Origin of the sequence: Saccharothrix sp. HUAS TT1 (assembly GCF_040744945.1) — a bacterium.
Lineage (GTDB): Bacteria > Actinomycetota > Actinomycetes > Mycobacteriales > Pseudonocardiaceae > Actinosynnema.
Genome location: NZ_CP160453.1, coordinates 6,979,761 through 6,992,477, shown reverse-complemented (window position 1 = coordinate 6,992,477; position 12,717 = coordinate 6,979,761). Strand labels below are relative to the sequence as shown.

At 74.5% G+C, this 12,717-nt stretch carries 11 protein-coding genes; 9 read left to right on the top strand and 2 right to left on the bottom strand.

Annotated features, from left to right (window positions below; genetic code table 11):
• Positions 1–145: 145 nt before the first annotated feature.
• Both AB0F89_RS31195 and AB0F89_RS31190 read left to right on the top strand, forming a co-directional pair.
• Entirely contained in the window at positions 146–883 is a 738-nt protein-coding gene (locus AB0F89_RS31195; protein ID WP_367129236.1) for a type VII secretion system-associated protein, read from the top strand.
• A 169-nt stretch (positions 884–1,052) separates the two neighbouring features.
• Complete coding sequence (locus AB0F89_RS31190) at positions 1,053–1,679, top strand: LuxR C-terminal-related transcriptional regulator (protein ID WP_367129235.1); 627 nt, start codon at positions 1,053–1,055, stop codon at positions 1,677–1,679.
• A 167-nt stretch (positions 1,680–1,846) separates the two neighbouring features.
• Here the strand turns inward: AB0F89_RS31190 and AB0F89_RS31185 are convergent, their stop codons facing one another.
• On the bottom strand, positions 1,847–5,218 hold the full coding sequence (locus AB0F89_RS31185) for a BTAD domain-containing putative transcriptional regulator (protein ID WP_367129234.1): 3,372 nt from the start codon (positions 5,216–5,218) through the stop codon (positions 1,847–1,849).
• A 532-nt stretch (positions 5,219–5,750) separates the two neighbouring features.
• Here AB0F89_RS31185 and AB0F89_RS31180 point away from each other — a divergent pair.
• The 3 genes from AB0F89_RS31180 (at position 5,751) to AB0F89_RS31170 (ending at position 8,092) form a co-directional block, all read left to right on the top strand.
• On the top strand, positions 5,751–6,596 hold the full coding sequence (locus AB0F89_RS31180) for a sugar phosphate isomerase/epimerase family protein (protein ID WP_367129233.1): 846 nt from the start codon (positions 5,751–5,753) through the stop codon (positions 6,594–6,596).
• A gap of 136 nt (positions 6,597–6,732) precedes the next feature.
• Positions 6,733–7,092: a hypothetical protein gene (locus tag AB0F89_RS31175; protein ID WP_367129232.1), complete on the top strand. Its 360-nt coding sequence runs from the start codon at positions 6,733–6,735 to the stop codon at positions 7,090–7,092.
• A gap of 109 nt (positions 7,093–7,201) precedes the next feature.
• A complete protein-coding gene (locus tag AB0F89_RS31170; RefSeq protein ID WP_367129231.1) occupies positions 7,202–8,092 on the top strand; it encodes a hypothetical protein in 891 nt (296 codons plus the stop codon).
• 14 nt (positions 8,093–8,106) lie between these two features.
• Here the strand turns inward: AB0F89_RS31170 and AB0F89_RS31165 are convergent, their stop codons facing one another.
• A complete protein-coding gene (locus AB0F89_RS31165; RefSeq protein WP_367129230.1) occupies positions 8,107–8,514 on the bottom strand; it encodes a CAP domain-containing protein in 408 nt (135 codons plus the stop codon).
• Between the two features lie 452 nt (positions 8,515–8,966).
• Between AB0F89_RS31165 and AB0F89_RS31160 the strand changes: the two genes are divergently transcribed.
• From AB0F89_RS31160 to AB0F89_RS31145, 4 genes are all read left to right on the top strand, one after another.
• Positions 8,967–10,196 carry a hypothetical protein gene (locus AB0F89_RS31160; RefSeq protein ID WP_367129229.1) on the top strand — a complete coding sequence of 410 codons (1,230 nt, stop codon included), beginning with the start codon at positions 8,967–8,969 and terminating at the stop codon, positions 10,194–10,196.
• 227 nt (positions 10,197–10,423) lie between these two features.
• Positions 10,424–10,891, top strand: coding sequence for a hypothetical protein (locus tag AB0F89_RS31155; RefSeq protein WP_367129228.1), 468 nt, complete (start codon positions 10,424–10,426; stop codon positions 10,889–10,891).
• Positions 10,892–11,341: 450 nt separating this feature from the next.
• Entirely contained in the window at positions 11,342–11,725 is a 384-nt protein-coding gene (locus AB0F89_RS31150) for a hypothetical protein (RefSeq protein WP_367129227.1), read from the top strand.
• A 135-nt stretch (positions 11,726–11,860) separates the two neighbouring features.
• Positions 11,861–12,601 carry an SDR family NAD(P)-dependent oxidoreductase gene (locus AB0F89_RS31145; protein WP_367129226.1) on the top strand — a complete coding sequence of 247 codons (741 nt, stop codon included), beginning with the start codon at positions 11,861–11,863 and terminating at the stop codon, positions 12,599–12,601.
• The last annotated feature ends 116 nt before the right edge of the window (positions 12,602–12,717 follow it).

Genomic DNA, 12,717 nt, shown 5'->3' with positions numbered 1-12,717 from the left:
CGGGGACCGCCCCGGTTCGGCCGTTCGGGAACGGGCCCCTGCCCCAACATGCCCGCGCCGACCGGCGGTCTTGTCCGCGGGTGCCGGGGTGTGTGGAGTGGTCCGGGTCGATCACGAACCGGTATCGCCGACACAGGAGGCAGACATGAAGACCGATGCGGACACCGAGAACTGGTTCCTGCTGATGGACCCGTCCTGGGCGCCGGAGACGCAGGACGAAGCGCCGCCGCTGCACGCGGTGGTGGGGCTGTGGCCGGTGTCGCCGGAGGGCGAGGTGGGCCGGTTCCGGACCAACCCGTCGTACGTGCCGTCGAACCCGACGTCGCCGCACGACCCGCTGGACGCGGTGATGCGGCTGCTGCTGCGGGGCGAGGCGGAGGTCGAGCACCTCCAGATGCTGTTGCGCGACACGCTGTACGACCTGGCGATGAACGGCGACGGCCGGCCGCTGGTGATGAACTCACCGGACGACGTCCCGTGCACGGTGGTCGCGACGAGCGAGGGGCACCGGGGACGGGTGAGCTCGCCGGAGTGGCGGCGGGTCGACCTGACCGACCTGGTCGAGCTGCTCGCCGACGGGGTGGACGTGCTGTTCAACCCCGGCGGTCCGGCGTCGGTCCGGTTGGCGGGGGAGTTCATCCGGCGGACCCTGGTCATGTCGGAGGAGGAGGTGCGGGCGGCCTACGACAGCCTGCACGACGACCGGCCGCTGGAGGTGCTGCCGTGGGAGGTGCCCCCGGTCGACGCCTCGCCGGCCGACGCGCCCCTCTCCGACGCCTCGCCGGCCGACGCGCCCTCGGTGGACGCCTCACCGGTGGAAGCCCCGTCGGTGGACGCCCCGCCGGTCGCCGACGCACGCCCCGCCACGACGCCCCAGGTGTGACCCACGCCGCTCGCGGCCCGAGGTGAACGATCGTTCGCGCAGGTCAAGCCTACTTCTGAAGGGGTCGACACCGATTGTGGCGGCCCTGTAGACCGAATTCAGACGCATTGTGGCGGCCCCCGGACAGACTTCGGCCCGGAACGAACCCGGAAGTCCTTCGGAGGCGGCGGTGCGCAGAGTCAAGGTGGTTCTCCAGGCGGTGGACCCGTTGAGCCTGGCCGGCTTGGTGGGTCAACTGGAGTCCCGGTCGGAGATCGTGCTGCTGCCCGCCGAGCAGCGGCACCTCGCCGACGTGGCGGTCGTGGCGGTCGACCGGCTGACCACCGACGTGATCAGCGGCATGCGCCGCGCCGCCACCGAGATCGGCACCCCGGTGGTGCTGGTGGCGACCGACCTGGACGAGTCGCACCTGCTGACCGCGGTCGAGTGCCGCGTCGTGGCGGTGCTGCTCAGGTCGACGACCACCGCCGAGCGCCTGCAGCACAGCGTCCTGGCGGCGGCGGCCGGCGAGGGCGTCATGCCGCCGAACCTGATCGGCGTGCTGCTCAAGGACGTGGAGAGGTTGCAGCGCCAACTGCTGGAGCAGCTGGGCACCACCTCGGGGACGCGCCTGACGCCGCGCGAGGAGCAGGTCCTGCGCATGATGGCCGAGGGCCTGGACACCGCGGAGATCGCGACCAAGCTCTCCTACTCCGAGCGCACCGTCAAGAACGTGATCTACGGCGTCACCACCCGCTTCAACCTGCGCAACCGCCCGCACGCCGTGGCCTACGCGGTCCGCTGCGGCCTGATCTGACCTCACGCGGCGGGGCCGGCGCTCCGCCCCCCGAGGACCCGGGCATCGCAGCAGTGGCCGCGCAGGACTCCCGAACCCACGCCGGCCGGCGCCCGCGATGGCCCGAACGTGCCCGGCGGCGACCTCCCCCTCCGACCGCCGCCGGGCACGGACCTGGAACGCGGGTCTCAGCGCACGCCGTGCGCGGCCAACCGGGCCTCGGCCCGCCGGATGTCGAGCACCGCGCCCAGGGCCGCGTACCCCGACAACGCCTCCCGCAGGACGGCCGCCGCCTCGTCCGCCGAACCCCGCCCGGCCAGCACCGCGGCCAGGTCCTCCAGGGCCTCGGCCAGCTCCACCGGCCGGCCCGCCGCCCGGTACCGCGTCACGGCGGTCCGCAGCGCGTCGGGGTCGTTGCGCAGCAGGCCCCTGGCCCGCGCCTCGGCGGCGAACGCCCTGGCGGGCACCCGTTCCCGGGCCGCCTCCTCGGCACTCACCCGGTACGCCCGCTCGGCCAGGTCGCACGCCGACGACGACACGGCCACGCGCACCGCGCCGGGCATCCACGGGTGCCGCGGCGTCATCTGCCCGGGCAGGTCGCCCAGCAGCGGTTCGAGGTGGCCGAACACCTCCGCCGGGCCCGCGCCGCCGCACTCGGCGACCAGCGCCCGCGCGGCGTACAGGAAATCGGCGTGCTCCTGGTCGGCCACCAGCGCGATCGGGTGGTCGGCGACCCGGGCCAACCGTTCCCGGGCCACGTCGAGCCGACCCCGTCGCGCCTGGATCAACGCCACGATGGCGGGCACCAGCAGCGCGGGACCGTGGTCGGGCATCCCGTGGTGGTTGACCACCTCCGACGCCTGGGCCAACTCGGCGAGCGCCTCGTCCCAGCGGCCGGTCCAGTACTGGTGGACGGCCGTGTAGGCCCGCAGGTAGGCGACGCTGGGGCCCTTGCGGACGCGGGCCCGCGCCGCGCGCAGCGCCTGCCCCGCCTCCTCCAGGCGGTCCAGGTTCTGCAACGTGGCCGACCGGTTCTCCAGCAGCACCGGCCGCAGCTCGTGCACGTCCTGCGGGTCGCCGATCATCGTCAGCGCCAGGTCCACCCGGTCCAGCGCCTCGGCGTGGTCGCGGCGCACCGTGCTGATCTGCCACAGCACGCGCAGGGCGTGGCTGATGGCGAACCCGTCGGCCGCCTGCTCCGCCCTGCTGATCGCGTTGTGCGCGGACCGCTCGGCCGCCTCCAGGTCGGTGCGCCCGGCGCGGTGGATGTCCGCCAGCAGCGCCTCCTGCCTGGTCCGGCACGGCTCCGGCGTCGCCTCGTCCTCCACCGCGACCCGCAGGGTCTCCACCGCCATGTCCACGCGGCCCTCGCCGGAGTGCAGCATGGCCAGCACGCACCGCATCTCGGCGGCCAGGTGCGGGTCGCGGGTGCGCGCCAGCACGGCCCGCGCCTCGCTCTCCGGCCGCTTGCCCTGCCAGAACTTCAACCACGCCATCCACGACGTCAACCGGTCGCGCTGCGCGTCGTTCAGCGAGGGCTGCCCGGAGACCGACCCGAGCAGCCGGGCCGCCAGGTCCTGGTCGGCGAGCATCACCTCGCGCACGTTGTCCGCGACCCACCCCGCGCTCCAGGCGTCCAGCGACGGCATCGCGACGAGCTGGCGGGCCACCCGCGCGGCCGGCGCGCCCGCCGAGGCCAGCACCTCGGCGGCCTGCCGGTGCAGCGCGGCGCGCACCGGGGGCAGCACCCCCTCGTACAGCGCGTGCCGGACCAGCGGTTGGCGGAACGCGAACTCGGCGTCCGCCTCGACCAGCACGCCGGCGGTCATCGCCTCCTGCACGGGCACGACCAGCTCGGACGGCGGGCGGCCGAGCACGACCGCCACGTCGCCGATGGCGAACTCCATGCCGAACAGGGAACCGGCGCACAGCACCTCGACGGTCGCGGCGGACAGGAAGTCCAGCCGGCGCGTCGGCGCGGCGTCCGGCGACCGGGCGCCGCCCTCGCCCGCACCGGCCAGGTCGGCGACGCCTGCCTGGACCCGCACCGCGCCGCGGCGCACCAGGTCGTCCACCGCGTCCAGCGCGTACGCCGGGTTGCCACCCGCCTGCTCCACCAGCTCGCGCAGGCCACCGGCGGGCGTCGCGGCCAGGCGTCGGGAGACCAGCTCCACCAGCACCTCGTCGGACAGCGGGTCGAGCCGGATAACGCCGCCCCCCGCGGCCTCCACCGCGTCGCGCACCCGTTCCACGTCGTCGCGGCGCGGCACCGGGCGGCACGCGGAGACCAGGAGCAGCGGCAGCCGCCGCACCAGCCGGGTCAACCGGTGCCACACCAGGAGGCTGACCTCGTCGGCCCAGTGCAGGTCGTCCACGGAGAGCACCAGCGGAGCCCGCCCGCACAGCTCGGTGACCAGCCCCACCAACCGCTCCACGGCGTCCAGCTCGGCGTCCGGCTCGGTGTCGGAGCCGCCCAGCAGCGCCTCGGCCACCTCGGCGCGGCGCCGGTCGGTCGAGGAGGTGCTGATCTCCAGGCAGTCCAGCAGGACCCGCAGCGGGAACCTCATGCTCAGCTCGTCGCCGGCGCCCCACGCGATCGCGCACCCGCGCTGCCCGGCCTCGGCCAGCGTCGCGGCCACCAGCGCGGACTTGCCCATCCCCGGCTCGGCCTCCAGCCAGAGGCAACCGCCGCGCCCCGAGGTGGACAGGTCGGCCACCGCCCGGCGCAGCGCCTCCAGCTCCCGGTCCCGGCTGAGCAGGGTCGGCGCGGCCGGCGGCTTGCGGGTGGGCAGGGTCGAGCGCAGGGGAGCGGCCGGGGCGACCAGTTCGTGCAGCAGCCGCTGGTGCAACCCGGTCAGCTCGACGCCGGGCTCGATGCCCAGCTGGTCGACCAGCATCCGGCGGGTGTCGCGGAAGACCTCCAGCGCCTCGGCGTGCCGGCCCGCCCGGTGCAGGGCGGTCATCAGCAGCGCGCGCAGCCCCTCGCGCAGCGGGTGGTGGTGGGTCAGCTCGGTCAGCTCCCCGATGGCCTCGGCGTGCCGACCCAGCTCCACCAGCACTTCCGCGCGCCGCTCCGCGGTCACCAGGCGCAGTTCCGCCAACCGGGCGCGCTGGGCCGAGGCGAACGGACCGGGCACCCCGCGCAGCGCCTCCCCGCGCCACAGCGCCAGGGCCGCGTCCAGCTCCTTGAGGGCGCCTTCGGCGTCCGGCGCGGCGGCGGCGCGGCGGCGGCGCTCCTCGAACAGCTCGACGTCGGAGGAGGAGTCGGTCAACCGCAGCGAGTAGCCGAGGCCGGTCGACACCAGCACCCCGGACGCCGAGCGGGCGGACCGCTGCGGTTCGAGCTGCCTGCGCAGGCCGGAGACGTAGGTGTAGACGCTGGCCCCGGCGTTGGCGGGCGGCTCGTCGCCCCACACCGCGTCGACCAGTTCGTCCACCGGGACCGGTTGCCCCGACCGCAGCGCCAGCACGGCGAAGACGGCGCGCCTGCGGGCGGCGCCGAGGTCCACCTCGGTCTCGCCGAGAAACGCCCGCACGGAGCCGAGGAGTTCGACGGACAACGGTTCGAGTGAGGTCAAATCAAGTCCAAAACAGCCGCGCGGAGGAGGAGGTGCTTTGTACTCGTAGGTCGGTGGCCACAGCAGATTAACACGCGTTTATTCCCCTTTCGAGGTCCTTCGTCGACGACTACGGCCCGCGCAGGACCGGTCACGGCCCGACCGGCTGCCCGGCCGCCGCCGCCACGGCAGCCGCTCCTGCCGCGCCGAACACGCACAGGCATTACCCGAATGCTCCCCGTCGTACTCGGCGGATTTCCGGGCCCTGGACCCGCACCGCCCCTCACCAGGTAATCCACCGACCCGATTGCCCGTTCGCGCAAACACGGGGGGTCTTCGGGCGCTCCTGCACCCAGTGATTGCAACCACGTGCGCCGGTACCAATCCTGGTGCCTGCGCCTCCGATCGGCCCAATCGGAGGACGCGCATCGGGCACCCACCCCCTCCACCGAGGTCCGACCGCACGCGCGAAACCACGCACGTCCGATGGTCCTCAGTGGACGCCTTCCGCGAAGGAAAGGAAAGGTCCTCAACCATGGCCAGGTACCGCGCCACGCTGAACATGGAGTACATCAAGGACGCCGCCAAGGGATTTCGCTGGGGCGTCGAGAAAGCGGCCGAACTGGGCTACCGGTACGTGGAGCCGATGGTCCACACCGGGTGGGACCTGCTCAGCGAGGTCGACTTCTTCCACTCCTTCTCGATGGAGGAGGACCCGTTGCTGATGAAGGAGATCTGCGACCGGGCCGGTGTCCGCGTGTCGGGCATCAGCGGCCACAGCCCGCTGATGAAGCCGGAAGCGGCGGTGCCCAGGCTCACCAGGGCGATCGTGTTCGCCGACGCCTGCGGGGCGAAGTTCGTCAACACCGACGACATGATCAAGCCGGAGTGGATGGACGACGCGTTCGCCCACGAGATGATGCGCTACACCCTCACCAAGGCGGGTTTCGTCGCCGAGCGGCACGAGGTGAACGTGTGCATCGAGCCGCACGGCACGTTCAGCTGCACCTCCGAGGGGCTGCTGGCCATCGCGGACCTCGCCCCCTCGCCGTGGATCAACATCAACTTCGACACGGGCAACTTCTACCTCGCCGCGCTGGAAGACCTCTACGAGGGCTTGGACCGCGTGAAGGACCGCGTGGTCCACATGCACGCCAAGGACATCAGCGAGCAGCACAGCGCTGACGAGCGCGGCCTGGTCACCGGCACCCCGGTGGGCTGCGCGCTCGGCGAGGGGATGGTCGACTGGGAGCGGATCTTCGAGGTCCTGGAGCCCTTGGACCGGGAGATCTTCCTCAGCGTGGAGTGCGGCCGGGTCGACGAGGCCGAGCGCAGCATCGAGTTCCTGCGCAAGGTGTTGGGCGACAAGCTGATCGAGTGACCCGGAGGGGCCAGGCCCGATCGGGCAGGGCGGGGCCGACCTCCGCGCACCTCCCGGCGACGGGCGTTGCCCGCCGCCGGGAGGCGGAAGCAGAGTGGTGGTCGTCCACCCCAACCCCAGCACACCGAGGAATCACATGGCACTCAAGCGCATCGCACCCCTCTTCACCGCACTCCTGCTAGCGCTCCTCGCGGTGGTGGGCACGGCCGGGACCGCGAACGCCGCGACGACCACCTTCAAGCTGTGCAACTACGGCTCGGACTACGAGGTGAGCGCGGGGTTCGCCTCGAGGTTGAACACCACCGCCGTCATGCGACCCGGCGCGTGCGTCGAGGTGCGGGCCTACACGGACGAGTGGTTCTACCTGACCGTCCGCCGGACGAACAACTCCGCCTACTTCGGCACCACGATGCACCTGACCTACAACTCCGGTCGGACCCTCGTGCAGACGTGGGGCCACTTCAACCAGTTCACCTTCGGCAAGCTCCTCTACTGACCCGGTCCACACCGGTTCGCCGGGCCGTGCCTCCCCGACCGGGGCCACCGTCCCGGTCGGGGAGGCCACCGCCCGTCCCGCACCGCTGCGCCCGAGAGGGAGTGACGCCATGACCTCCGCCGCGACGGACTCGCCGGTGCCCGAGGTCGCCGCGCAGGTGCACCGCCAGCGCGTGGCCGTGCGCCGGGTGCTCGACGGGGTGGACGACCGGCTGCTCGTGCTGGCCGGCCCCCGGTGCGTGCGGGACACCACCGCGGCGCTGGACTACGCCGGGCAGCTCGCCGAAGCGGTCACCCCCTACCGCCACCAGCTCCTGGTCGTGCTGTGCGCCTACCCCGAGGCCCAGGGCGGCGAGGGCGGTCGCCGGTTCCTGCTCGACGCGCTGCGCACCGGCCTGCCCCAGGCCGTCCGCTTCACCCACCCCGCGACCGTGCTGCACACCGCCGACCTCGTCGCCTACGGGCTGACCACCACGCGGTCCACGACCGACCCCCTCCAGTGGCGCTGGGCGTCCCGGGCGCCCGTCCCGGTCGGCTGCGAGAACGAAGCCACCGGGGACATCGGCACGGCGGTCGCGGCCGTCCTCGACGCCAACGCCCACCGGCTCCGCTTCTCCCGCGCACCCGCGGCGCACCCCGCCGCCCACCTCGTGCTGCGCGGCGGGCTCCACCGGCCGGCGCACGACCCGTCGTCCACCGCCGCCGCGCTGACCCGGTTGCGCGCCGCCGGCCTGCCGCCGCGCCTGGTGGTCGCCGTGCCCGGAGGTGGCGACCTGCGCCGCCAGCGGGACGCGGTCGCGTCCGTCGCGCGGCAGCGCGCCGACGGGCAGAAGGGCCTCGTCGGCGTCGCCTTCGGCTCCTTCCTGCACGAGGGCAGGCAGCACGCGCCGCTCGCCTACGGCGTCAGCACCGCGGAACCGTGCCTGAGCCTGCCCGACACGGTGTCCCTCCTGGACACCCTCGCCATCGCGGTGGAGCGGTGCCGCCTGCGCGGCCGGTGACCCCGGGCGGTGGTTCAGGCGCCGTCGTCGGCGTAGCCGAAGTTCTGCGTCCACCAGTGCCCGGTGGCGTCGAGCAGCAAGCCGACCCCGATCGTGGCGAACTCCGCGTGCAGGACGTTGGCGCGGTGCGGAGCGCTGCGCATCCACGCCTCCACCACCCGCACGGCCGTCTCCTGCCCGAACGCGACGTTCTCACCGGCGGGGTGGGGGAAGCCCTCGGCGAGCATCCGCTCGAACGGGTCCGGCCCGCCCGGCAGCAGGTGCGCGAGGACCCGCCGCCGCGCCATGTCGGCGCTGTGCCGCCTGGCCGAGCGGCGCAGCCGTTCGTCGACCCCCAGCGCCGCCAGGCCGCGGCGCGACCGCTCGACGTTGACCAGGGACACCACCCGGTCCTCCAACGCCCTGCGGGCCGGTTCGCGCACGCTCGATCACCCCGGTCGGCGGCGGCACCCGGTGCGCCGCCGGGTCGTCGTCCGGTCGGGTCGGGTGATCCTCCCAGGGCGGGCCCGCGTGCGCCAGGCCGCGCGCGGGAGCGGCGCGGAACCGGACGGAGGAGGGCCCGTTGGGGCAGAGCCCCGGTGATCGGACGGGCACGGTCCGCTGCGGGGCAGTGCCCCCGTCCGGGAACCGGATTACCCTCAAGCGCCCAAGCGCGCCACCGCGGCGATTCCGTTGCCGGGCAAGGAGAACACATGCCTCACGTGGTCATCACGCGCTCGCGCGCCCTTCGGTCGGCGGTTCGGGCCGTCGACGTGCCCGGGTGCGCCGGCGCGGGCGCCGCATGAGGTTTCCCGGACGCGGGCCGCGCGCCGGTCGCCGACTGGTCGGGGCGCTTCGCCGGAGGTCGCCGGGCAGCCGCTCGCGACGCCGGGTCGTGGTGGAGCGGATCGGCGCGGTGCTGGTCGTCCGCGCGGGCGGTGCGGACGACCCCGCCCTGCGCGCGCTGGCCCTCGCGCTGCCCGCCGCCCCGGTGCCGGTCGTGCTCGACGCCGAGGGCGTGCCCGCCGCCGCCCTGCTCCACCGGGTGACGCAGGTCGTGACCGCCGCCGCGAAGCGGGGCACCCGGGTCCTGCGGGTGGTGGTGCGCGGTCCCCACCCCGCCGACCCCGGCTGGTGGCAGCGCCTGGCCGACCGGACCGGCGTGGAGCTGCTGGCGCCGTCCGGGCCCGTCGAGGTGGCCGGCTCGACGCTGTTCGTCCACGGCGCCGACGAGGGTTCGGCGGGCACCTGGTGGCGGTGCGCGCCCGGCAAGCCCACCGCGTTCCTCGGCGCCCGCCACCCCGTGCCGCGCTGGCAGCCGGCCGCCCCCGAGGAACCGTCCCGGAACCACGGGCTGCTGGTCACCCAGCACCTGCCGGGCGGGGTGCTGCTGCGGCCCCTGGCCGCGGCGCTCGACACCCGCTGGCGCATCGTGCCCCCCGACCCGGAACGCCTCACCGTCATCGCCGGGGTCCCCGGAGGACCTGCCGTGCGCGCCGCGGACGTGGCCTCCTACCTGGCGAGCATCCCGGACGCGGCGCGCACGCGCGTCCGGCTGGCGTGCGGGAGCGGTCAGGACGTGGTGGCGCTGGGGTGCGAGGTGGCCGGGGTCCTGGGCAGCAGCGTCGCCGTGGTCGAGGGCACGCCGGTCGCGCGCGGCGGTGGCGTGGAGTTCGTGCTCCACGACCCCTCCGGCGTCGCCACCTGGACCCCGTACCTCCAGGAGCTGCGGTGCCTGTCCGGCGACCCGGCCGCGGTGCCGCTGCGGTGGCGCGCCCCGAGACCGGACCTCGCCCCGCACCTGCCCGGCGTCTTCCGGTTGACCGACAGGTGGCTGGTCGTCGTGATGCGCAGCGGCCTGTGGCTGCGCCGGACCACCCGGCCGTGGCACCCCGTGCCGGTGGGCCGCTCGGTGAACCCGGCGGTGAAGGTCGTCGCCGTCGGGGACCCGGGCGAGCCGTTGGAGGACGACGTCTGGCCGCTCGTGTCCGACCTGCTGGACGACTTCGGGGCCGTGCCGCGGTGCGTCCGGTTGTCCGTCCTCGGCGTGCCCAGCAGCAGCGGCTTGGCGGCCTTGGAGGAGCTGGCCGGGCGGGTCGACCTGCGCCTGTCGATGCCGACCTAGCCCGCGCGGGTCGCGGCGCCCTGCGCGAAGGGGCGTCGCGCCGTGCCCCTCGGGGTGCTCCGCCACGGGCGGGCCTTGTCGCCTCGCGCCGGGTGGCCGACCTTGGGTGGAGGGGACGCCCTCGTCCGCCGACCACCGCGACGACGGCGGTCGGGCGCGTGGACCACCACCGGAGCCCCGCCGTCGAGGTCGGCCGAGCCGACCGGACGTGCCGAAGGAGGTTTGCCGTGTTCTCTCCGCGCAGCCAGGTGACCGCCGAGTCGCCGTACCCGGTGCCGAACGGCGCGGACGGGGTCGCCGAGTGGTACCGGCGCCGTCTCGGGTGGCACGTCGAGGTCGAGGGGGGAGAGGTCCGCCTGCCCCTCACCGGCGGCCTGGTGGCCTTCGAGGTCCCCGTCCACCTGGCCGAGGCGGTCCTGACCCGCCTGGCCGACCTGGGCGCGACCCGCCCGGCCCTGCGCACCGGGGAGCGCGGTGATCGCGTGGCCTTCCTCTGCGACGCCAACGACTCGGTGTTCACCCAGGCCGACATGCCCGTGGGGGTGGCCCACCTGCGGTCCCCGAAGTCGCTGCGGCTGCCGGGAACGCCGACTGCCTGGTTCTCCGCGCCCGAGCCGGACCGCGGGTGGCTGCCCTCGGCGGGCGCGGTGCTCCACGCGGTGCGCCGGACCCTCGCGGCGGCCCGCGCGGTCTAGCGCCCGGTCGATCACCCTTGCCCGGACAGCGGACGACCACCGGCCGCGTTCGGGTGCGGACCCCGGCCGGTCACCGCCCCGACCGGGGTCCTCGACCCCGCGCGGCGAGCCGTTCCAGCGCGGCTCGCCGCCCCTGCACGGGCGGGGCGCGCGGCCCGTGCGATGTGGACCGCCCGTTCACCGTGCACCACCACCTCGTGTCGTTCGATTGCCACGGCACGTGATGTGCCCGAAGGGGAAGTGACGATGTCCTTGGCGTCGCTCCGGCCGAGCGGCGCGGCAGGTGACGTGCGGGCAGCGGGCGTGGACCGGGTGGGCAGACAACGCCCGGCGGCCTCACCGGCGCCTCCCGTCCCGTGGTCAGCTTGGAGCCGATCTTCCGAGAGGGGCAGTCGTGGCCGTACTCCCACAACAGGTTCCCGTGCCCGCACGTGCGCGACGGGTGCCGGCGTGACCGGGCCCGACGAGGTGACCGCCGACGGCGGCCCGGTGTTCGCCGGCGACCTGCTGCTGAGCCTCGCCGACACCGGCGCCCTCGTGCTGGAGCCCGCGGAGGCCGACCGGGTGATCGCCGACCTGGAGCGCACCCTGGACGCCGTCACCGACCGCATCCGGGTGGTAGACCTGCTGCGAGGGGCCTCGCTGGACGAACTCCACCGCGTCCACCACGAGGTGGAGCAGGCCGTCGTGGACGCGGTGTTCGCCGAACAGGTGTCCAGCGGCGGCCTGCGACGGGCGCTGGACGAGCTGCCCAAGTACATCCAGGCGTTCCAGCGGGCCAAGCGGCGGGGCGCCGGCGAGGACCGGACGGGGGAACCCCCGGCGGAGCGCTGACCGCGCCCCGCGAGGCCGCGTTGCCCGTACGGGAAGTGGTGGTGGACTCCGGGGAGCCGGCGGCCGTCGTCCATTGCCCCCGGTGACCGCTGTGGGAATCATCCGTCCACAGGGGTGCCGAGGAGGAGGACGTCGATGGGAAACGGGAAGTACTCCGGCAAGGTCGCGCTGGTCACCGGGGCGGCGAACGGCATCGGCGCGGCGATCGCCCGACGCCTGGCCGACGGTGGCGCGCAGGTCGTAGTGGCCGATGTCGTGGCCGAGCGGGGTGAGGCGGTCGCCGAGGACGTCGGCGGCGTCTTCGTGCCGTGCGACGTGCGAATCCCCTCGGACAGCCGGATGGCCGCGCAGACGGCGGTGGCGCGGTTCGGCGGTCTGGACATCGCGGTGCTGAACGCCGGTGTGGTGACCGGTGGGGACGGGTTCGACGCCGACCGCTACCGCCGCGTCGTGGCCACCAACCTCGACGGGGTGGTCTACGGCATCGAGGCGGTGCTGCCGGCCCTGCGGGCGCGCGGCGGCGGGAGCATCGTGGCGATGGCGAGCCTGGCGGGTCTCATGCCCGTGCCGTTCGACCCCGTCTACGGCGCGACCAAGGCCGCCGTGGTGAACTACGTGCGCTCCTACGCGCCGCTCGTCGTCGGCGAGGGCATCCAGCTCAACGCGCTGTGCCCCGGCTTCGCGGAAACCCCGATCATCGACGGCTTCCGCGGCGTGATCCACGACCTCGGCATGCCGATCCTGGAGGTGTCGGACGTGGTGGACGCCTTCGAGGTGGTCCTGCACTCGACCGGGATCGGCGAGTGCTGGCAGCTCCAGGTCGGCGTCCCGGCCGAGCCGGTGGCCTTCGGCGCGCCGCGGTCCGCCGGGGGTTGACCGGAGGTCGACGGCGGTGACCTCCGCCGCCCCGCCCGCACCACGGGCGCCGGGCGGCGCCGGTCGCCGTCGCCGTCCACGCCGACTCGACCTGATTTTCCGTCACGTGCCCGTCA